Origin of the sequence: Cytobacillus oceanisediminis 2691 (assembly GCF_007678455.1) — a bacterium.
In the GTDB taxonomy this organism is placed as follows: Bacteria; Bacillota; Bacilli; order Bacillales; family Cytobacillaceae; genus Mesobacillus; species Mesobacillus oceanisediminis_A.
In genome coordinates this window covers 83,405-106,417 of the sequence record NZ_VEEP01000002.1, presented here as the reverse complement: position 1 = coordinate 106,417, position 23,013 = coordinate 83,405, and the positions used below count along the sequence as shown (strand labels likewise).

The 23,013-nt window shown below is 44.7% G+C and carries 22 protein-coding genes; 13 read left to right on the top strand and 9 right to left on the bottom strand.

All coding sequences use genetic code 11. From position 1 onward, the window contains the following. Positions 1 to 122 precede the first annotated feature (122 nt). Complete coding sequence (locus tag FS736_RS04085) at positions 123 to 1,067, bottom strand: Gfo/Idh/MocA family protein (RefSeq protein WP_144475101.1); 945 nt, start codon at positions 1,065 to 1,067, stop codon at positions 123 to 125. 298 nt (positions 1,068 to 1,365) lie between these two features. Here FS736_RS04085 and FS736_RS04080 point away from each other — a divergent pair, with 298 nt between their 5' ends. After that, on the top strand, positions 1,366 to 3,711 hold the full coding sequence (locus FS736_RS04080; RefSeq protein ID WP_144475527.1) for an immune inhibitor A domain-containing protein: 2,346 nt from the start codon (positions 1,366 to 1,368) through the stop codon (positions 3,709 to 3,711). A 45-nt stretch (positions 3,712 to 3,756) separates the two neighbouring features. On the opposite strand, the gene FS736_RS04075 is transcribed toward FS736_RS04080, so the two are convergent. The 7 genes from FS736_RS04075 to FS736_RS04050 all read right to left on the bottom strand — a co-directional run bounded on the left by FS736_RS04075 (position 3,757) and on the right by FS736_RS04050 (position 10,699). Continuing rightward, complete coding sequence (locus tag FS736_RS04075) at positions 3,757 to 4,107, bottom strand: hypothetical protein (protein ID WP_144475100.1); 351 nt, start codon at positions 4,105 to 4,107, stop codon at positions 3,757 to 3,759. A 90-nt stretch (positions 4,108 to 4,197) separates the two neighbouring features. Further along, the gene (locus FS736_RS04070) at positions 4,198 to 4,695 is read right to left on the bottom strand and encodes a GNAT family N-acetyltransferase (RefSeq protein WP_144475099.1); all 498 of its coding nucleotides are present in this window, start codon (positions 4,693 to 4,695) and stop codon (positions 4,198 to 4,200) included. Between the two features lie 841 nt (positions 4,696 to 5,536). After that, on the bottom strand, positions 5,537 to 5,674 hold the full coding sequence (locus tag FS736_RS24125) for a hypothetical protein (protein ID WP_186326649.1): 138 nt from the start codon (positions 5,672 to 5,674) through the stop codon (positions 5,537 to 5,539). A gap of 54 nt (positions 5,675 to 5,728) precedes the next feature. Next, positions 5,729 to 7,387: a glutamine--tRNA ligase/YqeY domain fusion protein gene (locus FS736_RS04065; protein ID WP_144475098.1), complete on the bottom strand. Its 1,659-nt coding sequence runs from the start codon at positions 7,385 to 7,387 to the stop codon at positions 5,729 to 5,731. Between the two features lie 158 nt (positions 7,388 to 7,545). Next, entirely contained in the window at positions 7,546 to 9,198 is a 1,653-nt protein-coding gene (locus FS736_RS04060; RefSeq protein WP_144475097.1) for a M20/M25/M40 family metallo-hydrolase, read from the bottom strand. A 168-nt stretch (positions 9,199 to 9,366) separates the two neighbouring features. After that, complete coding sequence (locus FS736_RS04055) at positions 9,367 to 10,194, bottom strand: S8 family serine peptidase (RefSeq protein ID WP_144475096.1); 828 nt, start codon at positions 10,192 to 10,194, stop codon at positions 9,367 to 9,369. Beyond that, complete coding sequence (locus FS736_RS04050) at positions 10,154 to 10,699, bottom strand: S8/S53 family peptidase (protein WP_144475095.1); 546 nt, start codon at positions 10,697 to 10,699, stop codon at positions 10,154 to 10,156. The genes FS736_RS04055 and FS736_RS04050 overlap by 41 nt, the downstream gene beginning before the upstream one ends. Before the next feature lie 221 nt (positions 10,700 to 10,920). On the opposite strand from FS736_RS04050, the gene FS736_RS04045 reads away from it, so the two are divergent. The 6 genes from FS736_RS04045 (at position 10,921) to FS736_RS04020 (ending at position 15,622) form a co-directional block, all read left to right on the top strand. Continuing rightward, the gene (locus FS736_RS04045; protein WP_144475094.1) at positions 10,921 to 11,382 is read left to right on the top strand and encodes an OsmC family protein; all 462 of its coding nucleotides are present in this window, start codon (positions 10,921 to 10,923) and stop codon (positions 11,380 to 11,382) included. 97 nt (positions 11,383 to 11,479) lie between these two features. Next, on the top strand, positions 11,480 to 12,079 hold the full coding sequence (locus FS736_RS04040) for a DUF421 domain-containing protein (protein ID WP_144475093.1): 600 nt from the start codon (positions 11,480 to 11,482) through the stop codon (positions 12,077 to 12,079). A 315-nt stretch (positions 12,080 to 12,394) separates the two neighbouring features. Beyond that, positions 12,395 to 13,546 carry an MFS transporter gene (locus FS736_RS04035; RefSeq protein ID WP_144475526.1) on the top strand — a complete coding sequence of 384 codons (1,152 nt, stop codon included), beginning with the start codon at positions 12,395 to 12,397 and terminating at the stop codon, positions 13,544 to 13,546. 113 nt (positions 13,547 to 13,659) lie between these two features. Further along, complete coding sequence (locus tag FS736_RS04030; protein WP_144475092.1) at positions 13,660 to 14,418, top strand: threonine/serine exporter family protein; 759 nt, start codon at positions 13,660 to 13,662, stop codon at positions 14,416 to 14,418. A 15-nt stretch (positions 14,419 to 14,433) separates the two neighbouring features. Continuing rightward, a complete protein-coding gene (locus FS736_RS04025) occupies positions 14,434 to 14,877 on the top strand; it encodes a threonine/serine exporter family protein (protein WP_144475091.1) in 444 nt (147 codons plus the stop codon). A gap of 109 nt (positions 14,878 to 14,986) precedes the next feature. Further along, positions 14,987 to 15,622 (top strand): histidine phosphatase family protein, encoded by a 636-nt coding sequence (locus FS736_RS04020; protein WP_144475090.1) that lies wholly within the window; start codon positions 14,987 to 14,989, stop codon positions 15,620 to 15,622. 93 nt (positions 15,623 to 15,715) lie between these two features. On the opposite strand, the gene FS736_RS04015 is transcribed toward FS736_RS04020, so the two are convergent. Further along, positions 15,716 to 16,705 (bottom strand): NADPH:quinone oxidoreductase family protein, encoded by a 990-nt coding sequence (locus FS736_RS04015; protein ID WP_144475089.1) that lies wholly within the window; start codon positions 16,703 to 16,705, stop codon positions 15,716 to 15,718. 673 nt (positions 16,706 to 17,378) lie between these two features. Here FS736_RS04015 and FS736_RS04010 point away from each other — a divergent pair. The 6 genes from FS736_RS04010 to FS736_RS03985 all read left to right on the top strand — a co-directional run bounded on the left by FS736_RS04010 (position 17,379) and on the right by FS736_RS03985 (position 22,961). After that, the gene (locus tag FS736_RS04010; protein WP_260983516.1) at positions 17,379 to 18,548 is read left to right on the top strand and encodes an MFS transporter; all 1,170 of its coding nucleotides are present in this window, start codon (positions 17,379 to 17,381) and stop codon (positions 18,546 to 18,548) included. Beyond that, positions 18,529 to 20,658, top strand: coding sequence for a formate dehydrogenase subunit alpha (gene fdhF / locus FS736_RS04005; protein ID WP_144475088.1), 2,130 nt, complete (start codon positions 18,529 to 18,531; stop codon positions 20,656 to 20,658). The genes FS736_RS04010 and fdhF overlap by 20 nt, the downstream gene beginning before the upstream one ends. A gap of 14 nt (positions 20,659 to 20,672) precedes the next feature. After that, complete coding sequence (locus FS736_RS04000; RefSeq protein WP_144475087.1) at positions 20,673 to 21,224, top strand: 4Fe-4S dicluster domain-containing protein; 552 nt, start codon at positions 20,673 to 20,675, stop codon at positions 21,222 to 21,224. Positions 21,225 to 21,484: 260 nt separating this feature from the next. Then, entirely contained in the window at positions 21,485 to 22,225 is a 741-nt protein-coding gene (locus FS736_RS03995; protein ID WP_144475086.1) for an Mrp/NBP35 family ATP-binding protein, read from the top strand. Positions 22,226 to 22,243: 18 nt separating this feature from the next. After that, positions 22,244 to 22,771, top strand: coding sequence for a Rieske 2Fe-2S domain-containing protein (locus FS736_RS03990; protein ID WP_144475085.1), 528 nt, complete (start codon positions 22,244 to 22,246; stop codon positions 22,769 to 22,771). After that, a complete protein-coding gene (locus FS736_RS03985) occupies positions 22,764 to 22,961 on the top strand; it encodes a hypothetical protein (protein WP_144475084.1) in 198 nt (65 codons plus the stop codon). The genes FS736_RS03990 and FS736_RS03985 overlap by 8 nt, the downstream gene beginning before the upstream one ends. Positions 22,962 to 23,013 lie beyond the last annotated feature (52 nt).

Below are 23,013 nucleotides of genomic sequence, written 5' to 3'. Positions count from 1 at the left end.
TTTTCTCATAATAAGCCTGAATTTTATAAAGAAAACTAGGTCATTCAATCCAATTTAGTAGTCAATAGCAACAAAGTTTGAGAAAAGAGCCTAAAAAAAAAGAGAGCGCGGCAATCGCGCTCTCAGCCTTTCCGCAGTTGCTCCAATACGACCTGTGTATCATACCCTGCAGCAAAATCAATGATCGTAGCATCATCACCTTTTACAGCTTTTATAAGGTGATCAATCAATGAATCTGTCAGGGAATCATCAGCTTGCAAAGCCAGAATCTCTTCGCCAAGCTTGCCGCCCTCCAGCTGCCCCCAGTTCAGCAATGATAACGTTCCTTCACTGCCGGAAGCCGTAAAGGTAATTTCCTCCTTGCCGGCGATTTGGCTCATGCCATCAATCAGCACTGGAGTCCCGTCAGCTAATTCCAGGATAGCTAAAATTCCAATCTCACTAGCCTTTGGGTCTTCAGGAAATTGTAATTGGACATTCTTTACTGCGACTGCGCCAAAAATCTTCTGCACTTGCTGGATGAAATGGACGCCCACCTCAAGTACATAGCCGCCCTGCTCCTTGCTTGCAACCCAGGCATTCTGCTGCCACGGGCGCGGCCATTCAGGAAAGTGCATCTTCAGTTGAACTCTTCTCAGTTTTCCCACGTAGTTTTCCTTGATTAACTTTTCAAAAGTCCTGCTGCCGGCACTGTAATTCAGCGGGAAATTCATTGCATGGACGATACCCGCACCCTGTGCCTGTTTTAATAGACTCTCAGCTTCCTCTGCCGAATTGGCCAGCGGTTTCTCACACAAAATATGTATCCCTTTTTGAATTACATCTGACGCAACGGCATGGTGAAATTTCGGAGGCACCGCAACATACACCAGGTCCAAATCAGTCTTTACAAGCATTTCTTTATGGTTCGTGAATGCCGGTACATCGCCCAACTCCGCCGCAACCTCATTTGCCCTTTCTTCCAACGTGTCGCACACCACCGCAATTTCAGTTTCAGCGTGCTCCTGAAACCCTTTTATCAAACGCTGGCCAATTGCACCAAGGCCAATGATTCCAACTTTTATCATAGGGAGACCTCCAAGAATAATAGTTCTTTTTCTTCATTATACAAATTATTTTAAAAATTAAATAGTTTCGTAAGTCTAAAATTTATAATGTCGAATTATAGGACTATTATATGAGGATTTTAGTAGTTATATGGAAAGTTTGCGCGAAAAAAGTTGAATGATTTGATAATTTAAAATATTGTAAATTGAAAGTTTACTTGCTAAAATAGTATTGCACTAAATATTCTGAAATCCATTTAAGGAGAGGGGTAGGAATTTGAAGAAAAATTTAGGTCTAAAGGTCCTATCAAGCATTACGATGACTGCAATGCTTGCAAGCACTCTGTCATTCGCGTCTGCTGGACCAGCTACAGTCAAAGCGGTTGAAAAACCAGGCTACCAGGCCAACGGAGGAGCACCAATCGATTTAGGCATCGCAAACGATGAGAGATTGATAGAAATGTTGAAGAAAGAAGGAAAGATTGCGAAGGATGCAACTCCTGCTGAGGCGGAAAAGGGATTGCAGAAGTATTTGAAAGAAAAGGCAGCTAACGCTGGTAAAACCAAGGATAAATTGCCTGAATCTCTTGGACAGCTTAAAAAAGGTACGGAAAAACCAAATAGCGATAGCCTGACTAAAGGCAAAGGAAATAAACTCGGACAGGCTAAGAAGAATACTGTGGATAGTGTTGAAAAAGAGGGTTACAACGGTGAAGTTCGATCAGATAAGGTTCTTATCCTTAAAATCGACTTTCCAGACTATAAACATAATTCTATAACACCAGAAGAAACAGGTTTTTACTACAAAGATTATTCTGATGATCATTTCCAAAGTATGGTGTTTGGTAAAGATGGATACGAAGGTCCAAATGGTGAGAAATTCGTCTCTATGAAACAGTATTATGAACAACAATCAGGTGGCAGCTATACAGTTGATGGTGAAGTGGCTGGGTGGTACACAGCTGATCATCCGGCAGCATATTATGGCGGTAATTACCCGGCTCCAGATGGCAGTGATGCCCGTCCACGTACGTTAGTTTATGAAGCACTTAAAAAAGCTGGCCAAGATCCTAATGTTGACTTGAGTGAATATGACGTATGGGATCGCGACGACTATGATGGAGACGGTGTTTACAACGAACCAGATGGTATCATTGACCACTTAATGGTCATTCATTCAGGTGTCGGTGAAGAAGCAGGTGGCGGCTCACTTGGTGGGGATGCAATCTGGTCACATCGTTGGAATCTTGGTGGATTAGTTGGTGTTCCAGGCGGATCTTCCAATAGTGATCGTTTTGGGGGTGCATTAGGCGCGTATGATTACACCATCGAACCGGAAGATGGAGCAGCTGGCGTCTTCATTCACGAATTCGGCCATGATTTAGGACTGCCGGATGAATATGATACTCAGTACACTGGTGCCGGTGAGGCTGTTGCTTACTGGTCAGTTATGGCAAGCGGCAGCTGGGCAGGCAAGATTGGTGGGACAGAGCCTCCAGGATTCAGCCCATATGCAAAGGAAAAACTTCAGGAATGGCATGGTGGTAATTGGTTAAGTGGGACAACATTGAACTCTGAAGATATTACAAGTGCAGGCACAAATATTTTACTTGACGAAGGTGTTACTAAGGGAACTAATAACGATGCAGTAAGAGTAAACCTTCCTGATAAAGTGAACGTATTGAACAAACCTGCAGAAGGATCATTTGAATACTATGGTGGCAAAGGTGATGAAGTTGATCACAAGATGTTCGCTACGATCGATTTAACTGGTGCCAATGCTGCAACTCTTGATTTTGATGCTTGGTACAATATAGAGAAAGATTGGGATTATGCCATGGTTCAAGTATCGACTGATGGTGGGGAAACATGGGAGTCTTTATCGAGCGGTCGAACTACATCTACATTGGATCCAAATGGATATCCAGCAATTAAAGAAAATCTTCCTGGCTATACTGGATCAAGTGATGGCTGGGTACACGAAACAATTGATTTAAGTAAGTTTGCGGGCCAGGAAATCCAGCTTCAACTACGTTACATGACAGACTGGGGATCTAATTTAGATGGATTCTTTGCTGATAACATCAAGGTAACGGCAGATGGAAATGAAGTTTTCTCTGATGGTGCTGAAGGAGAAGCTGAATTTTCATTAAATGGGTTTGAAAAGCATGATGGAAAGTATACCACTGATCATTATTATCTTCTTGAGTGGAGATCACATAATGGCGTCGATGAAGGCTTGAAAAATATTCGTCGTGGAGCTTCAATTATGTCTTACGATCCAGGTTTAGTCGTATGGTATGTTGATGAATCTTATGACAACAACTGGACAGGTGTACACCCTGGAGACGGTTATCTGGGAGTTGTGGATGCAGACCAGCATACTAATTATTGGAGTGATGGAGCTGTAGCTTCTACTCGATATCAAGTACACGATGCTGCATTTGGACTTGAAAAGTCCGAAAAGATGTTCTTGAACTATCCAGGTCAGTTTACAATGAAGGACAACTATACGAAGCGTAATCCACTATTTGATGATAGCGCAGATTACAGCAATCCTGGAATGGTTGACGCTGGCCGCAACGTGTCTACTTACGGCTTGAAATTCCGTGTAGTAGGTCAAAGCGCTGACGGCACAGTGGGTAAAGTGTTAATCTTTAAGTAAAAATGAAGAAACGCTGCCGGATTTTCGGCAGCGTTTTTGTTTTTTCTAATCAATATCTGGCTGGAACCCAATAAGCTTGGCTTTTTTGTCAGCCTTGGGATCGGAATCAGGAAAGGTAATTATGGATGCAATGTACTCCCAGCGAAGGAACATATGCGTGGTGCAGGTTTCTTCGACCTGATCTTCGGTAGGAATCACCGTGCCATCTTCCTTCTGGACTGGCGTTCGTTTATAGCAAGGGTTTTCAACCCAAATCCCCATACTCTCGGCATGGACCAGTTTTACCAGGTACCATTCATCTGGCTGAAAGATTCCGGTAATTTCGCCAATCATATTTTCGGGGAAATTTTTCAGTTTAACCTGAACCTTCTGGTTAACATAAGCATCTAAAAACATGAGCATTCTCCTTTCAGTAAAAACCTCATCCTTTACCTACTTCCTTTTTTAGCGAAAAATAAACATGAAAAAAAGGCCAAGATTGGCCTTCTATAAAAATAACACCATTAAATCTTCATCATAATATGTCCCATCAATCCGCAGGGCGTTCTTTTCGACTCCATATGCTTTGAAACCAAGGAAAGCATAAAGTTTTTTTGCCGGTTCATTGCTTGAGGTAACTGTCAAATGGATCTGTTCAACACTGTTTAACTCTTGCGCCTGTTGAATGGCTGTTTTTACAAGTGCCTTGCCAATACCTCTGCCTCTCTGTGAGGAGGTCACATACATGGCAAAAATATTGGCCCGGTGCTTCAGCTTAACTTTTCCCTCTGGAACGAGGGTAACGACCCCAACCAGCTGACCTTCCTCAAAAGCGCCAAATGTATAAGTTAATTTATTATCAAGCCTTTGCCTGTAATGTGAAGCTTCGTTACCTTTTTCATCTTCATAACTAGAACCGAACGCCTCGGGATTCTTTAGCAAGGCCTCATGACGAAGGGCTCGATAACTCTCTGCATCCCCGCCATTTAATCGTCGAATTTCCATAATACCCACCTCTGAAAAATTGGTTGCTTAATTATATTCTAGATTAAAAGCAGATTTCCTTTAAAAAGAGAAAGGCTGTCTCGATCAACTCTGAAGGGTGAAGCAAGAACCTGGTATTAATTTTCCGTTATTTTGACAGGTTTAAAGTGTAATAGGAGAAAGCTGTCAAGAATCCGTTGTTATCTTGACAGGTTTGAAGTGTAACATATGAAAGCTGTCAAGAATCAGTCGTTATTTTGACAGGTTAGAAGAGAAGCAGGAGAAAGCTGTCAAGAATCAGTCGTTATTTTGACAGGTTAGAAGAGAAGCAGGAGAAAGCTGTCAAGAATCAGTCGTTATTTTGACAGGTCTGAGGTGAAGTAGAGAAAAGCTGTCAAGAATCGGTCGTTATTTTGACAGGTCTGAGGTGAAGTAGAGAAAAGCTGTCAAGAACCCGCCGTTATTTTGACAGGTTTGAGGGGAAGTACGGTAAAGCTGTCAAGAAACAGCCGTAATTTTGACAGGTTTGAGGGGAAGTACGGTAAAGCTGTCAAGAAACAGCCGTAATTTTGACAGGTTTGAGGTGAAGTAGAGAAAAGCTGTCAAGAATCGGTCGTTATTTTGACAGGTTCGAGGTGAAGTAGAGAAAAGCTGTCAAGAACCCGTCGTTATTTTGACAGGTTCGAGGGGAAGTACGGTAAAGCTGTCAAGAAACAGCCGTAATTTTGACAGGTTTGAGGTGAAGTAGAGAAAAGCTGTCAAGAACCCGCCGTTATTTTGACAGGTTAGAAGAGAAGCAGGAGAAAGCTGTCAAGAATCGGTCGTTATTTTGACAGGTCTGAGGTGAAGTAGAGAAAAGCTGTCAAGAACCCGTCGTTATTTTGACAGGTACGAAGGCAAACAGGTTAAAGTTGTCAAAATCCAACCGTTTTCCTAAGATCTTCGGTAGAAAATCCACCACTAGGCCGGCTTGTCGCCATCCTCCATCAATTTTAACCATAAAAAACCTCCCCGAATCAAACACGCACCCGGGGAGGCCATTATCTACATATTTTTAAAGCTTAAACGAGCTCTTAAGCGATACAATCCGGTTGAAGACTTTCTTGTCTTCTGTCGTGTGTTTCGGATCGACGTTGAAGTAGCCGTGGCGGAAGAACTGGAATTTGTCCTGCGGCTGGGCGTCCTTCATGTTTGGCTCGATAAATCCGTTCAGGATTTCCAGGGATTTTTCATTTACCTGATCCAGGAAGGATTTGTTCTCGGCTTCGTCTGCGCTTTCTTCTTCATCGTCAAGAATCAGCGGCTCATACAGGCGGAATTCTGCAGGAAGCGCATGTGTTGCGTCAACCCAGTGAAGAGTTCCTTTTACTTTGCGGCCAGTAAAGCCAGATCCGCTCTTTGTTTCTACATCATATGTGCAGTGAAGCTCAACCACTTCACCATTTTCATCTTTAACTACGTCATTGCACTTAATGAAGTAAGCGTGCTTCAAACGGACTTCATTGCCAGGGAAGAGACGGAAGTACTTCGCTGGAGGATTTTCCATGAAGTCGTCCTGCTCAACATAAATCTCGCGGGAGAATGGAATTTTGCGTGTGCCCATTTCCGGGTTTTCAGGATTGATTTCTGCATCAAGCCATTCGACTTCGCCTTCAGGATAGTTCGTGATGACAATTTTCAATGGACGAAGCACACCCATCGTACGCGGGGCCTTCAGCTTAAGGTCTTCACGGACAAAATGCTCAAGCATCTGTGCATCAACGGTTGAATATCCTTTTGAAACGCCAGCTGCTTTTACGAATTCACGGATTGCTTCTGGCGTGAAGCCGCGTCTTCTCAAACCGGAGATTGTTGGCAGGCGTGGGTCGTCCCAGCCATCGACATACTTTTCTTCAACAAGCTGCTTCAGTTTGCGCTTGCTCATGACTGTGTTTGTCAGGTTCAGGCGGCCAAACTCGATTTGCTGCGGAGTTGCTTCCATTTCGGTTTCACGTACAACCCAATCGTATAGAGGACGCTGGTCTTCGAACTCGGTTGTGCACAAGCTGTGGGTAACGCCTTCGATTGCATCCTCAATCGGATGGGCAAACGCGTACATCGGATAGATGCACCACTTATCACCAGTGTTATGGTGTGTAGCATGCGAAATTCGGTAGATGACCGGGTCACGAAGATTGATATTTGGTGAAGACATATCAATCTTTGCGCGCAATACTTTCTCCCCATTGGCAAATTCGCCATTCTTCATGCGTTCGAACAGTTCAAGGTTCTCTTCAACCGAACGATTGCGGTAGGGGCTTTCCTTGCCAGGCTCAGACAGGGTGCCGCGATATTCTCTGATTTCATCTGCCGATAAATCATCGACATATGCCAATCCTTTTTTGATCAAAAGGACAGCACGGTCGTACATTTCATCGAAATAGTTAGATGCAAAGAACAAGCCTTCCCATTCATAACCAAGCCATTCGACGTCTTCCTTGATGGCATCCACGTACTCCTGATCTTCTTTCAGCGGATTCGTGTCATCAAAACGGAGGTTTGTCTTGCCGCCGAACTCATCTGCGAGCCCGAAGTTGATGACGATCGATTTTGCATGACCGATATGTAGGTATCCGTTTGGTTCTGGAGGGAATCGGGTCACGACTGTATCACGCTTGCCGCTCTCCAAATCTTCCTTAATGATCGTTTTTATAAAATTCGAGTTTTCTTCCAATTAAATCAGCCTTTCCTTTGTTCAGTCTCTTATGTTTATTTTAATGATTACTATAATATATTTCCACTGAACTATATAGTAATAAGAAAAAAGCTGAAAAACAAGAGGTGTTCGGCTATGTTTATACAAAAAAGGTGCCGGAACAAGGCACCTGCAAATTATTTTGCCAATAGATTCTTGATGACCTCATTGGTGAGATTAGGGACGATTCTGACAGAATAGTCTATTTCCATCCGTTCATAGCGTTTATGGGCATCCAGCCCGTATGGCCCGATGTTAACGACTGGGACATTCAGTTCACGAATTTCCTGGTAGTCCACAAAAAATTTCGTTCCCCAGCTTGGGTTATTGCGGGATGCAGCATCCAATGCTTCGTCATCATCACTCAAGGCGACAAAGCTCATATCGGATATATAAGGAAAGAAATTGCGGACAACGATGGATTCGTCATATTCAGGCTGAACAATCTTAACAGCCGCATCCAGGGCTTCAATCAAATTTCGTTCATCCTCGGTCTTACCATTGACTTCAATTCTTGGCGAATAAAGCGAGGAGTAGAAGACGATGATTGCCGGACTCTGATCTGGCATCCACTTCCATGCTTCCTCAACAACTCTTGCAGCGTACATCCTCAGGTCAAGTGTCGCATCCAGTAGCAGGTTTTCCTTGAACTCCACCATATGGGCTGTGTATTCAGAACCATGCATCTTGATCAGTTCATTTTCCATCTCTTCAAATGTCATCACCCGCGGCTGCCATTGTAGTTCCCTGCAAGGCTCGCCGCTCATTTTACAGAAATGCTTGTAGCGTTCCTCGTACAGCTCTAAGCCATTTGCAAAAGCAATGCTGGCCTGTTCCTTCAATTTTTCAAGAACATCCTTTGGTGTCCAGGAATGAATGAAAAAATTGTAATATACATAAGCGGCCAGCGCCGTTTGCACGGTGTAGTTGGGCTTAAGGTCCGTCTGCTTCAATGAGACTGGCGGCATGGTTGTTTCCCCGAAAGCCTCATTGCAGAGTTCAGGATTATAGTCGATTTGCCTGGTCAATTCAGCAGCGATCAGATTTGGATCCAGGCCTTCGAACGCTGACCCAACATGGGTTTCGGCCCCCGTTATAAAAAATGAAGGCAAAAGCTTCCCGACCGTTCCCTTATAAATATAGCGATTCCTGTCACCGGGAAACCTTGGTGAAACGAAATCACTGTTAATCAGGGCAATATACTCAAAGTCATGCTCTTCCTTCCAGGCGTTCAAGTCTTTTACTGCTGAAAGGATGCCGTATGAACTGTCTTCCTCATCACATTCTGCCAAGAAGACAAGATTTCCCTCGAGTTCATCCGGATGCTCTGAATAATACTTCAACAGATAAAGATTGGAGGCAACCCCGCTTTTCATATCCAGCACCCCGCGGCCAAACATCCAATCGCCTGATTCTGCTTGCTCCTTGACATGAGTAGGCAATTTTTCTTTTTTAAGCTCTACAAGAAGTTCATCAGGATTGAACGCAAGGCCGGCAAGCTGTGTGAAATCATCAATCCCGACCGTATCCAGATGTCCCATCAGAATGACGGTCCGATTGCTGCTGCCCTTTGTTCCTTTTACAAAAGCCAGTACATTATACCGTTCAAGCACATCATTCTGAGTTTGCGGTTTGATGACGTGGGTTGGATTCACTATAAAATAAGGAAACGATGAAATCATCGTATAAAGTGCCTGGGCAATTTCGTTCTCTCCATTTGTATTGACAATGCTCCCGATGTTCACAAGCTGTTTTGTATAAAATAAAACCTCATCCTGGCAATCAAGCATCCAAAGCATCCCCTTTCTGAATATTCAGGTTTTCCTTAAACCTAACCTATCTTGGCCAGAAATACAAGAGGTGCCTGCATAACTGGAATTCGCCAGATGAAAAACTCCTCCCCGGTATCGAGGAGGAGTCGGATTTATTTTTTTCATTACTTGTTAGAGCAGTAACTTTTACTTGATGAGAGCTGCCTGGACTGCTTCATAAGCGTTCACATAGCCTGCGCCAGCTTCATGCGGCTGGTAATCAGGCATCGGGTCAGCTGTTTGGACCATCAGTTCAAGTGCCTGATCCGGGCCGAGAGCAGGGTTTGCTTCCTTCATCAAGGCAACGACACCCGATATGTGGGGTGCGGCCATGCTTGTGCCGCTTGAAGTTGTATAGAAAGGCAGGTGAGTCGCTTCAATATATGAAACATCGGTTACGGTACCTAATAGATTCATGACAAGTCCAGTGGAAGAACGGGTTGCCACGATATCTACACCTGGAGCCGTGATATCAGGATGCAGGAATTCATCTCCTGCAACACCGCGTGATGAGAAGTCGGCTAGTTGTTTATCCTTTGTTCCAGCCGCCACACTGATGACCCAGGGAGCCGCAGAGTATGGGTTTAGCGTATTATCTTCTGGACCTTCATTCCCAGCGGCAAACACAACGGTCATACCTGCGTCATGCGCTTTTTTGGAAGCGACATTGATCGGATGGTCAGGAGAGTATTCCCCGGTTGAGCCCCAGCTGTTGCTGATGATGTCGATTCCGTACTTTTCTTGATTCTTGATGGCATAATCAAAAGCCTCCAGTGACCAAAGGATGTTGATGGCTTCGCCAACACCAAGACCGACTAATTTTGCATCGGGTGCAATTCCTTTATACAGGCCGTCGCTAGAGGTCCCGCTTCCCGCAATCGTTCCAGCAACATGGGTGCCATGGCCAGAGGTGGTGTCTGTGTTCAGCTGGTTCTCAAGGTAAAGAGGCTGATTGCCAAAAAAGGTCTCCGACAACGAATTTTACATTCTGGACGACCTTTTCACCATACTGCAAATCTGGATGGGTAGCATCAATGCCACTGTCGATTACCGCTACAGTAACTCCTTTTCCAGTAAAACCAAGGTCATTCCAAACAGCTTCTGTGCCGATGAGTGCCCTGCTGTCTCGAAGGAAATATTGCAGATCATCATTCGCATAAATTGAGAGAATATTGGTTGCTGTAAGGAGCAATTCATTGACAAGACCAATCTTCCCTTTAACCGCTACAATCGGAAGTTCGCTGAAGGGATTCACTTGGAAACCTAATAATTTCAAAAGCTTGATATCCGAGAGTACTGGCATGTCTTTATAAGTAATGATGAGTTCAACTTCTTCATTGCTCAAAGGATTGGCCAGCAGGCGTTCGACCTTTGGGTCCAGTTCTGCTGTAAGCAAGGATGCCTTTGGGCTGGAGAATGAGGGGGATAAAACCAAACTGAATAACATGAGTGCGAGTGCAATGACACTAAACTTCTTCATAGGTCCTCCTTTGATTTTGAAAATTCGTACATTTAAATTTAACCAGCCCAAGTTAGCAAGAAACCTTAAACAGGTTGGGAAAACTTTTTGATTCTGATAATGTTCACCTTTTCACAATTTGTTCAAAGCTTCTCGACTCTTTTGTGTCTTTAGCTGTTTTGAGAAGGAAACCGGCTAAAGAAAGAGGAAAATGGAGATGTAAATATAAAGGAGGGAATGTCATGCCAAAAGAAATTTTTAAAGCCACAGCGTCACTGCAGGAAGGGGTAAAGGTTGATGTCCAGGCCAGGGGCTTTCACATCACGATCGATGAGCCTGAAAATTTAGGCGGGACCAACCAGGGGATGAATCCGGTTGAAATGCTACTTGGTGCATTGGGGGCATGTCAATCAATCGTAGCGCGTGTATACAGCCACAAGTTCGGGGTGGAACTCGAGGACTTCCGCGTTGAATTGGAAGGTGATCTTGATACCGATGGTTTCATGAATAAATCCGATGTACGCCGCGGCTATTCGAATATTCGTTATACCTACTTTATAAAATCACCATCTCCAGAAGAGAAAATCAGGGCACTTGCAGATTTCATTGCTAAAATCTGCCCTGTAGATGATACGATTGCCAATCCAGTGAATGTATCAAGAACAAATATTGTCATTGAAAAACCGGTGAAACAAGCATTTTAATAATGATCCTGACGGCATTCCCTTGGAGTGCCGTTTTTGCTCATAATATGGCCTTCTATGGAGAAAATTAAGGGTAGCAACTTTTTAGGAGGCGCTTATGGATTTCACTTTTATTTGGAAAACGACTTTTTTGATCCTTTCAGGCATTTTATTGTTAAGAATTGCGGGCAGGAAGTCGATCTCGCAAATGACACTGGCACAAACAGTAGTGATGATCTCGCTTGGGACCATCATCGTCCAGCCTATAGTAGAGAAAAGCATGTGGAAGGCAATCGCGGGGGCAGCTATTTTTGTTGCGGCTATTATCATTATTGAATATTTGGAGCTTAAGTTTAATTCTTTTGAAAAATTCATCACCGGAAAATCGAAGATCATTATCCAGAATGGCCAGTTAAATACGAAAATGATGAAAAAAATGCGACTCACGGTCGACCAACTGGAGATGAGATTGAGGAATAAAGGGATTGCCAAAATGAAAGATGTGAAATTCGCAACGATTGAACCGAACGGCCAACTTGGATATGAACTCACGGATGATGCGAAGCCATTGACAGTTGGTGAGTTCAGGAAAATCCTGAATGATTACCTTCCAGCAATGGTTATGAAGATGGAAGCCAACCAGGAACCTGCAAAGGCGGATATTTTTCAAGAATTGAATGAATCGCATAGCAAGGACAATCCAAAATATCTTCAGTAAAAGCTCTTTCTGATCAGGTTTGGACGAATAGACCATTTAGGGCAACAGGATTACGGATAAACTTTGTGTTAGTACAGGAACAATCAAATTTAGCTTTTGTAAAACAAATTTCCCCCTTCATTATTGTAGTGGAATGTGCTACTATTTAGAAATGCGAAATACATGAAAAATCTTCTCGTGCGGAAGATTTTTTGTTTTTTTAATGGAGAAGCATTTCAATAATTAGCCTGCCTCCGTTCACAGAAATAGGTAAAGGGGAGAAACAATTTGTCACAAACAAAAGAGCCATTATGGACCTCTTCATTCATAAAGCTGATGGTCGGAAACCTGTTTGTATTCATGTCCTTCCAGATGCTCATACCGACATTGCCGCCTTATATAAAATCGATTGGTGCGAATGGAACGGAAATCGGTCTGGTTACCGCCTTATTTTCAATTGGGGCCGTGCTGAGCAGGCCGTTCATTGGATTCATGCTTGAATATAAACACAGAAGGCCGCTCGTTTTGATCGGAGCTGTCATGCTGTTGCTCATTACATTCCTATATCCACTGTCACAGGTGGTGATCATTTTCCTGGCTGTCCGGCTGCTGCATGGATTAGCCTGGGGATGGTCTACGACTGTCAACGGCACGGCAGCGGTAGATGTGATTCCGAACTCCAGGCTTGGAGAAGGGATGGGATATTACGGCCTATCCATCACGATCGGGATGATCATTGCGCCGAGCCTTGGGATATTCTTATTTCAAGTAACGTCATTTGACAATCTGATTTACATTTCTGGTGCACTTGGTGTCATTGCCCTTGTGCTGCTCGGAACCGTTCATTATCAAACACCTGAACAGGTTCTGAACACGAACAAGGAAGATTTAAAATTCTCTTATCTTGGTTCGCTTGTTGAAAAGTCAGGATGGTTCCCAGCGATGCTGACATTGCTGATCAACCTCGGATATGGAACGATTGTTACCTTCATCGTTATATTTGGCGAGGAACGCGGGATTGATCAAATCTTCTTATTCTATCTGTGCAATGCGATTCTTGCTTCATTATCACGTCCGGTAGCCGGAAAATGGTTTGACCAAAAAGGACCTGTCGGGCTTGTTATTTTAACGATCAGTATTACGTTTGCTGGCATGTGGGTACTTTCATTTGCTCACTCCAATATGATGATTGCTTTTGCCGGCGTATTGTTTGGGATTGGATTCGGTTCATTGATTCCAACCCTGCAATCATGGACGTTATCGATGACACCGCCAAACCGTCGTGGAGTGGCCAATGGGATGTTCTTTTCATCCATTGACCTTGGGATTGGTTTAAGCGGACTGTTTTTCGGGGTTCTGGCGCAATATGTTGATCTGGGAACCTTGTTCCAGATTTCAAGTGGTTTTGTGGTATTCGCCCTGATTCTGACGATTATCAAAGGCAAACCTAAAAAGGAAGTTTGCCAGCCGAAGGAAGCTGTTTCCTGAGACATTAGTCAGCCTTTTCGTGGCTGGCTTTTTCTATGGTTGCTAATATGCACTCTTTTGATTTAAACTGATAAAGAAATTTACAACGTACGGATTGGTATGTGAGGTTCATTATGGATAATCAAGATCAAACATTTGAAGTGATGCGGGCCTGTTTGTTGGCCGGGAAAATCATGCTTCGAAGCGGCGCGGAAACGTATCGCGTCGAGGATACGATGTCGAGGATGGCTTCTGCGCTCGGCATCGACAAGACACATAGTTATGTCACCCCGACCGGGATCATTTTTTCCGTAGAAGGTGTCGGCCCCGAGAGGACGAAGCTTGTAAGGATTTCTGACAGGACAACGGACCTTAGGAAAGTGGCCATGGTCAACGCTGTTTCACGAAAAATCAGCAGCGGCGAGGTAGGGCTTGTGGAAGCATGCAGGCTCCTTGAGGAGATTGAGGAAGCGAATCTAGCCTACTCGTTTAAGGTCCAAATCATCGGGGCTGCCATTGCAAGCGGCTGTTTCACCATCATGTTCCTCGGCAACTGGCTCGATTTCCTGCCCTCTATGGCCGCAGGAGGAATCGGCTATTTCCTGGTCGTTTATTTTCACAGGATTGTTCCGGTAAAATTCTTTGCTGAATTCCTGTCGTCTTTCTTTATCGGGATGATCGCCTTTTTCTTTGTGAAATTCGGACTCGGCCAGGAGCTTGATAAGATCATCATTGGGTCAGTGATGCCTCTTGTGCCCGGCCTGCTTATCACGAACGCAGTCAGGGACCTGATGGCTGGCCACTTGGTTTCTGGATTGTCAAAAGGAGCAGAAGCGCTGTTGACGGCGTTTGCGATCGGCTCAGGTATAGCAGCAATTTTATCTTTCTTGTAGACTGGAGAAAAAGCGATGGTTTATATAGAGCAGCTAATTACGAGTTTTATTGCCTCGGCAGCGTTCGGAATCATTTTTAACGCACCGAGGGAATCCCTGGTCAAGTGCGGAATTTCCGGGATGGTCGGTTGGATTGTTTATTTTGCATTGGATACAAATGGATTCGGTACCATTTTTGCGACATTGATGGCCTCATTTTTAATTGCAGTTGTCAGCCAGATGTTCGCGAAGGCATATCGGATGCCAATTATCATATTTAGCGTCGCCGGGATTATTCCGCTTGTTCCGGGTGGGCTGGCGTATGATGCGATGAGGCATTTTGTGGAGAATGATTATGACATTGCCCTTTCTTTGGCTGCGAAGGCATCGATGATATCCGGAGCGATTGCGGTTGGCCTTGTTTTTTCTGAAGTGATCAACCAGGTGATCAGAAGGTCAAACCTGGGGCCGGTAAAATAGTGATTGATGAGACTCGCATTTGATGTGAGTCTTTTTTATTTCCCCTAAAAAGGAATTCAGCCGTTTATGAAGAATTGATAGTTGAAATGATTGGAAAAAGGGTGAGCAAATGGAAATTCTATTGATCAGGCATGGCGAATCGGAAGGAGATATTCTGCAGGTCCATGAAGGGCGGGCAGATCTGTTGCTGACGGACCATGGCCGCAGGCAGGCTAAGGAAATGGCTGTTGTCGTAAAGGAAAAATATATGCCGGAAGTAATCTGGTCGAGCACATTGAAACGTGCAAGGGAAACAGCAGAAATCCTCAGCGGGGAAACCGGTATTGCTGTGATTGAGGATGATGGATTAAGAGAATTCAATAATGGAGTTTTGGCCGGTCTTCCATTTGCTGAGGCCAAGCTTCGCTATCCAGAACCAGAGGGCGGAAGAAAGCCGCATGTTCCGATCGAGGAAGGGGAATCTGAGCTTCAATTCCTCTTTCGGGCCCAGACGGTATTTTCAAAGATTCTTGCTGAAAGCGAAGGCAGGAAGCGAATCGCAATTGTCTCGCATGGCGGTATGATCTCCAATCTCCTGAGAGCATTTTTAAACCTGCCTGTATCCAGTGATGTCTATTTCCCGACAGGAGACACAGGAATCCATTTGCTGAAGGTGAATGAAAACGGGAGAAAAGCAGTGCTGTTCCTGAATGACTGTGGTCATCTGGCAAAAGTAGATTCACAGGAGCTTGCTGCACAAAGTTGAAAAGTAGATTCAAAGAGCTTGCAGCACAGTAGAAAAATTAAATGGATTAAAGACAGCCCGAACCCTGTTATTGACCGGATTTGGGCTGTTTTTTTACATCTTCACAATCGTTCGGCCGCGGTTTTCGCCTTTTAAGATGCTGGTAAGGACGCCAGGCAATTCTTCTAATGACACTTCATTATTAATGGTTTCCAGCATTCCTGCGGGCTTCAAATCTGTTGCCATCCGCTGCCATAGAAGCTTTCTCGTTTCCATTGGGCAGTAAACGGAATCGATGCCAAGGAGATTGATTCCCCTTAGGATGAACGGGAACACCGTTGCTGGGACATCTGTTCCGCCAGTCAGCCCGCTGACTGCAACTGAACCGTTGTATTCAAGCTTGCTGAGGATGGCCGATAATGTCTTGCCTCCAACCGGATCGACGGCAGCTGCCCATAGCTGCTTATCAAGAGGCTTTATCTTTTCCCCGACTAACTCTTCACGGCTGATGATGTCTGTGGCGCCAATTTTTCGAAGGTATTCATGTTCTGATTCTTTTCCTGTGCTCGCTACAACATGATAGCCTCGCTTGGCAAGCATCGCCACAGCGACGCTTCCGACACCTCCACTTGCTCCTGTCACAAGCACCTTGCCTTTTTCCGGAGTCAGGCCGTTTTCTTCCAGTCGGTGGACAGACAAGGCTGCCGTAAATCCGGCTGTTCCGAAAACCATTGCTTCTTTTAAAGTAAGACCTTCAGGCAATGGGACAATCCAGTCCCCCGGAATCCTCGCATACTCGCTGTATCCGCCATAGTGGGAAACCCCTATCTCATAGCTGGTCGCAATCACTTCATCTCCTTCATTGAAGCGGCTGTCGTCAGAACGAACAACTGTCCCGGCAAGGTCGATTCCAGGGATGAAAGGATAGGACCTGACTATCTTGCCGTTCGGGATGCTTGCAAGCCCGTCCTTAAAGTTGACACTGGAGTAGGCCACCTTGATCAGCACATCTCCTGCAGGCAGATCCTCCAATCGGATCGTCTTCACTTCAGCAGAAAAATTTTGTTCATTTTTGTTCACCATAAAAGCTTTGAAATTGTCCATAACTCCCAACCTTTCTTGGCTTGATAGTTCTAGTATAAGGAAAACTTTGCCTGGCTACTAATAACTCAACTTAATGGGACAAACCATTTTATCAACTATTAAAAAGAAACGAATTTCTTTTGATGGGAGTTGCAAGGCCGGAACTTAACTTCGAATTTCGGTAGGACATAAAACAATAATGTGCGGATAAATCAAGGGAACCACCGATTATCGTCACATAAAAGGAGAAAATGTGCGGATAAATCAGGGTGTCCATCAATTATCGTCACATAAAAGGAGAAAATGTGCGGATAAATCAGGGTGTCCATCAATTATCGTCACATAAAAGGAGATAATGTGCGGATAAATCAATGGAACCATTAATTATCGTCAAATACAGGCTACAAAGTCTACTTAAAGAGAGGGGGGGACTGCCAGATTGTTAACTACCGCACAAATTTATTACGATTTTGTGTCCACTCATGATGGTGTGACGGACTTCACATATCTTTTAATCTTGCTCCCTTAAGATTTAGGTATAAACGGTTCACAGTGATGATTGGGGTTGTAAAAAACATTATTAAATCAATTTTTCACTATTCACAAAGTGTTTACAATTTAAGCCTTTTTTGACTGTTTTTCCATGATAAGATGATTTTTGAAATCGGAAACGATTTACAGGGAGGTAGCAAAGTTGTACAAATTCGAAAAATCCTTTTACTCCAAAACAAGCATGTATTCCTTTGTCGCTGTGATGATATTATTCTTCTCAATGTGGTATTCGACCTCGAAGTTTGTCCATATTGACATGGCGCTTCTAGGATATGCAATTTCGTCAGCAGTATTTGCCATCGGGCTTTCAATCAGGATGAGCTTCTGGATGTGGCGGAAAGCGACGAACAGAGTAGCTAAGCGAAGTGTTGAGAACCTTTTTAATAAAGAAAGAATGAAACGTAATTCAAAAGCGCTAGTCAAAACATTAATCGATAACATCATCTTGCAGAAATTCATTTTTCAGCGCGGATTTTACCGCGGCATCCAGCACTTGATGATTTCATGGGGCTGCATCATTTCATTCGGTATCACTTTCGGGTTGACGTTTGGATGGATGCGCTTCGACTTGATCGATTCGGAAACATACCAGATTATCGTCTTCGATATGCCAACCATTACAATGGCAGCCCACGGACTTTTCGCGGAAATCGTCTATAACGGATTGAATATTGGCGCAATCATGGTCTTGATTGGTGCAGCGATGGCGCTTTATCGAAGAGTCACCAACTACGATGTAAAAGTTACACAACGTTTCGAGTTCGACATTTTACCACTGATCATTCTGCTGTCAGTTACAGTAACAGGATTAATCCTGACAGTGCTTTACACATTCCTTGATGGCTGGATGCACCATTACATGTCGCTGGTCCACCAGGTTACAGTCATCATCATGCTGATGTACTTCCCATTCGGAAAACTATTCCACGTGCCGATCAGGCCGCTGGCTACAGCAGTACCAATGAGTTATCAAGAGGTGATCAAAGTGGATACGAAATCATGTAAGAGCTGCGGACAGCCATACAGCAATGACGACCAGATTGCGGATGTCCAGGCGATTTTAAAAAGCCAGAATTTCGATCTTCAGTTAGCGGACGGATCATATCTATCAGATTATTGCACAGGCTGCCGACGCAGGATGAGGGCAATGAAGCAAATGAATCTTGAAGCTCCAAAAGGCAATCCATACGGACCAGTCAGCACCAATAACGGAATTCATATATCAGGCTTCAGCAAGAAGCGCTCGGAAGAGTTTTACGGAATCGACCAGGATTTGAAGGAGGAAAAAATCGATGAGCCAGTTTCTCGTTAAAGAAGGCGTCAAGAACCAGATTCGGAAAGGCGAAAAATTAGTCACAACCCATTGCTGCTACTGCGGAATGCAGTGCGGGATGCACATCCGTGTTGATGAAAAAACGAATAAGGTCATGGGTGTGGAGCCGCGTTATGACTGGGTGCTGACCAGAGGGAAGATGTGTCCTAAAGGGGTTACTGCTTATCAGACTATTGATCACCCGGATCGCATCAAGCGTCCTTTAATCAAAAAAAATGGCAAATTTGTAGAATCCTCTTGGGAAGAAGCGCTTGATTTAATCGAAAGAAAGTATAAAGAAATCCAGGGAACATACGGCAAGGATGCGCTCGCTGTGTATGGCGGTGTGTCGATGACAAATGAAAAATGCTACCTGGTAGGAAAGTACGCACGTGTCGGACTGGGCACTCGTTATATCGATTATAATGGCCGCTACTGCATGAGTTCGGCTGCCGGGGGATTCAATAAGACACTTGGAATTGACCGTGGATCATCGCTTCCATGGACGGAACTCGAGCATAGCGACTGCTTCTTCATGGCTGGCTCTAACACTGCAGAATGTCACCCTACTAGTATCCAGTGGTTCTGGAAAGCGAAGGACAAAGGCGCAAAGCTCATTGTTGCCGATCCGCGTGAAACTGCAACTGCAAGAGTTGCTGATGTACACCTGGATCTTCTTCCTGGAACAGACTCTGCTTTAGCAAATGGAATCATGCACTTGCTGATCAAACATGATTATGTGGATCACGAATATGTCCAGGAGCGCTGCAATAATTTCGACGAATTGAAAGAAATGACGGCTAAATTCACGCCAGAATATACATCGGAAATTACTGGTGTCGCAGCAGAAAAAATCATCAAAGCTGCACACATCTTTGGAAAGTCACCTCGTTCAGTCGTGATGTTCGCTCGCGGAGCGGAACAGCAGACAGCAGGTGTTGATAACGTAAGTCTTTACACATCCATGGCATTATTGCGCGGCCAGATCGGCAAATTTGCTTCTGGTGTTGCCACTTTTACAGGACAGGGAAATGGCCAGGGTGGACGTGAACATGGCCAGAAAGCTGACTTGCTTCCTGGTTACCGCAAGCTTACTGATCCTAAAGCAGTTGAGTACATTTCAGGAGTTTGGGGCATCAAGCCGGAAGATATGCCGCAGCCAGGTGTATCCGCTTATGAAATGTTCCACCTGATGGAAGCGAAGACGATTCGCGGACTTCATGTCATTTGCTCAAATCCGGTTGTATCATCACCAAATATCAACTATGTGCAAGAACAGCTTGAAAACCTTGATTTCTTAGTGGTAAATGATTTCTTCCTTTCTGAGACTGCAGAGTTGGCAGATGTGGTCCTTCCTGCAACAACATGGGCAGAAGATGAAGGAACAACGACGAATACCGAAGGCCGGATCATCCACATCCGCAAAGTAGTGGATCCGATCGGTGAATCCAAACCAGACTGGGAGATCATGAGCCTGATTGCTGAACGTCTTGGTAAAGGCCAGCACTTCCAATATAACGAGCCAAGAGAAATCTTCGATGAACTTCGTCTTGCATCAAAGGGCGGCAAAGCCGATTACTATGGTGTCACATACGAAAAGATCGATGAACAAGACGGTGTTTTCTGGCCAGCGCCTGCACTTGATCATCAGGGAACTCCTTCGATGTTCAAAGAAAAATTCGAAACACCAGACGGCAAAGCGAATCTTGCAGTTTGTGACTACAGAGGGCCTGCAGAAGTGCAGTCAAAACAATATCCCCTTTGGCTGACTACAGGCCGTGTCGTATTCCATTACCTTTCAGGAAACCAGACAAGACGCGTCGACTTCCTGAAGGAGCAATGTCCTGAGCCATTCGTAGAGATGCATCCTGAACTGGCCAGCCAGTACCAGATCGAGAATGGCGAAAGAGTGAAGCTTACCACTCCGCGCGGCGACATGATCGCTCCGGTAAAAATAACGAAAGCAATCCGCAAAGATACGATGTTCGTCCCTTATCACTGGGGCAAAAAGCTGGCTGTCAACCAATTGACCAGCCCGGCATTGGATCCAATCTCACGGATGCCTGAATTTAAAGTCTGTGCTGTAAAACTTGAAAAACTGACTAAATAGGAGGAACGGCCATTATGAATAAAATAATGTACCTTGAATTTGAACGCTGTATCGGATGCCGTGCCTGCCAGGCAGCCTGCCGTGAGTGCGGAGACCATGATGCAAAAGAACGGAACTATGTAGAATATGTTGATTTTACCGAATCACGCCAGACCTTCCCGATGCTGTGCATGCAATGTAAAGACCCTGCATGTGCTCGCGTCTGCCCGGCAAATGCGATCCAGATCACGGATGAAGGCGTCGTGCTTTCCGCGATGGAAGAGAAGTGTATCGGCTGCCGCAATTGTACATTCGGCTGCCCATTCGGTATTCCGAAATTCGACTTCGAGAAGAACAAAATGTACAAATGCGATATGTGCTATGACAGAACCCGATACGATATCGCGCCAATGTGTGCGTCTGTTTGTCCAAGTGAAGCGATCCGCTTCATCGACTTCGATGAAATGCAGCAGCTGCGCAGAAAACGCACCCAGATGAATCTTGTAGAAGGCAAAAAGCCTCAAGAGGGCAATAAATGGGATTACGTGCCTGAATTCTTCGGTGTTTATACTGATTCACAATCTTAATTTAATGCAGCCGGCCGGAAAAGAGCGCTAAGTTCATTAGGGCCGGCTCTATTTTTGAACGGATTTTAGCGATATTGGCGATAATCCAATTTTATTGGCGCTTTTCACAGGTTTATTGGCGAGAATTTGATTTTATTGGCGAAAACCACATGGTTATTGGCGAACTGGAAATAATCAGCGATTTTTTCCATTAAAGGGTTTCAAGCAATTTTAGATAAGGTAGGGAATAATAACCCATCCAAAAAAAGAGGTGCTTTCAAATGTTAAAAGGAAATGTCTTGGCGGTGACAAGCGGAAAAGGCGGAGTCGGCAAGTCTTCATTATCAGTGAATCTTGCGCTTGCATTGCAAAAGCTTGGCAAGTCAGTGGCGATCATCGACCTTGATATATATGGATTCAGTGTACCGAAAATCCTGAATATAGATACAAAGCCAAAAACGTTCAACGGAAAGATCATCCCGGTTGAATCGAACGGAATTAAAGTGATGTCTATGGGTTTCCTGGTGAAGGACAATGAACCGATCGTTTGGCGCGGACCGATGCTTGGAAAAATGATTCAGCATTTTACCGAGGATGTGCTGTGGGGTGAAATGGATTATTTCATTCTTGATATGCCTCCTGGCACCGGAGATGTCGCGCTTGATATGCACCTGATGATTCCACAGAGCAAGGAAATCGTTGTGACGACGCCTCATAAAGCAGCATCTTTCGTAGCGGAACGCGCAGGATCGATGGCGATCAAGAGCAAGCATGAAGTTATCGGTGTAGTCGAGAATATGTCTTACTTCAAGCCTGAAGACAGCGACCAAAAATACTACATCTTCGGAAAAGGCGGCGGCGAGGAGCTGGCAGCACAGCTGGGCACGGAACTATTGGGGCAGCTGCCGATCCAGGAAGCGGATGAGAACAGTGAGACGCCTGCGATTGCTGCGGAAAACACTGCGCTATTCAAGGAATACTTGAACTTGGCAGAAAAAATCGATGCGAAGTTTCAGCTCTAGGAACAGGAGGATATGGCCATGAGTGAGGATAAAAAGCAGAACCATCATGAAGATGATAAAGATATGATCAAACTGATCGATAACCTGAACAGGAAAGACGACGTCCACTTAAACAGAAGGGCGTTTCTGAAGGCTTCCTTTGGCGCAACTGTCGCGATCGGACTGGCGACGACTCCATTTGGAATCTTCACCTTCCTGCGCGATGAAAACGGTGAAGTCAAACGTGTCGAAATCACCGATATCAATGACCTGGCAATCGGCGAATCCAGGAACTTCAACTACCCGACGAAGAATGAACCGGCGATTCTTGTCAGGACGCCGGACGACAAATTCGTCGCTTACAACAATAAATGTACACACCTGCAATGCCCTGTTTTTTACGAGCATAAGGAAAATGTCCTTCTCTGCCCATGCCACAAAGGCTATTTCAATGTAGACAGCGGCCAGCCGATGGCAGGACCTCCGCAGCGAGAGCTTCCGAAAATCCTGCTTGAAATCAAGGATGGAAAGGTGTTTGCAGTTGGGAGGGAAGTAAGGCATGGATAAAAAAAGAGCAGCATTCTTCTCGATTTTCCTGTTCCTTGCAGTCAATGTCGTCGCCCTCTCGAACGCGATTGAGGGATATTATGGCCAGGAAGATGAGCGTGTATACGGCGCGGTGATCGTCGCTTTGATTTCCACGATTTTGGCGACAACTGCTTTCTTCATGTGGAGGAAGGCAGAGTATAAAAAGTAATCTGCCGGCGAAGATAAAAGGAGAGTTTCTTTCAATCTAAAAGGGAGGATTG

Excerpts from the sequence above, each read along its gene's own strand:
- FS736_RS04025 (WP_144475091.1), top strand. The coding sequence starts at position 14,434 with ATGGTTTATATAGAGCAGCTAATTACGAGTTTTATTGCCTCGGCAGCG.
- FS736_RS04015 (WP_144475089.1), bottom strand. The coding sequence starts at position 16,705 with ATGGACAATTTCAAAGCTTTTATGGTGAACAAAAATGAACAAAATTTT.
- FS736_RS04000 (WP_144475087.1), top strand. The coding sequence starts at position 20,673 with ATGAATAAAATAATGTACCTTGAATTTGAACGCTGTATCGGATGCCGT.
- FS736_RS04060 (WP_144475097.1), bottom strand. The coding sequence starts at position 9,198 with ATGCTTGATTGCCAGGATGAGGTTTTATTTTATACAAAACAGCTTGTG.
- FS736_RS04070 (WP_144475099.1), bottom strand. The coding sequence starts at position 4,695 with ATGGAAATTCGACGATTAAATGGCGGGGATGCAGAGAGTTATCGAGCC.
- FS736_RS04040 (WP_144475093.1), top strand. The coding sequence starts at position 11,480 with ATGGATTTCACTTTTATTTGGAAAACGACTTTTTTGATCCTTTCAGGC.
- FS736_RS04035 (WP_144475526.1), top strand. The coding sequence starts at position 12,395 with ATGGTCGGAAACCTGTTTGTATTCATGTCCTTCCAGATGCTCATACCG.
- FS736_RS04045 (WP_144475094.1), top strand. The coding sequence starts at position 10,921 with ATGCCAAAAGAAATTTTTAAAGCCACAGCGTCACTGCAGGAAGGGGTA.
- FS736_RS04030 (WP_144475092.1), top strand. The coding sequence starts at position 13,660 with ATGGATAATCAAGATCAAACATTTGAAGTGATGCGGGCCTGTTTGTTG.
- FS736_RS03995 (WP_144475086.1), top strand. The coding sequence starts at position 21,485 with ATGTTAAAAGGAAATGTCTTGGCGGTGACAAGCGGAAAAGGCGGAGTC.
- FS736_RS03985 (WP_144475084.1), top strand. The coding sequence starts at position 22,764 with ATGGATAAAAAAAGAGCAGCATTCTTCTCGATTTTCCTGTTCCTTGCA.
- FS736_RS04080 (WP_144475527.1), top strand. The coding sequence starts at position 1,366 with ATGACTGCAATGCTTGCAAGCACTCTGTCATTCGCGTCTGCTGGACCA.
- FS736_RS04050 (WP_144475095.1), bottom strand. The coding sequence starts at position 10,699 with ATGAAGAAGTTTAGTGTCATTGCACTCGCACTCATGTTATTCAGTTTG.
- fdhF (WP_144475088.1), top strand. The coding sequence starts at position 18,529 with ATGAGCCAGTTTCTCGTTAAAGAAGGCGTCAAGAACCAGATTCGGAAA.
- FS736_RS03990 (WP_144475085.1), top strand. The coding sequence starts at position 22,244 with ATGAGTGAGGATAAAAAGCAGAACCATCATGAAGATGATAAAGATATG.
- FS736_RS24125 (WP_186326649.1), bottom strand. The coding sequence starts at position 5,674 with ATGGTTAAAATTGATGGAGGATGGCGACAAGCCGGCCTAGTGGTGGAT.
- FS736_RS04085 (WP_144475101.1), bottom strand. The coding sequence starts at position 1,067 with ATGATAAAAGTTGGAATCATTGGCCTTGGTGCAATTGGCCAGCGTTTG.
- FS736_RS04020 (WP_144475090.1), top strand. The coding sequence starts at position 14,987 with ATGGAAATTCTATTGATCAGGCATGGCGAATCGGAAGGAGATATTCTG.
- FS736_RS04075 (WP_144475100.1), bottom strand. The coding sequence starts at position 4,107 with ATGTTTTTAGATGCTTATGTTAACCAGAAGGTTCAGGTTAAACTGAAA.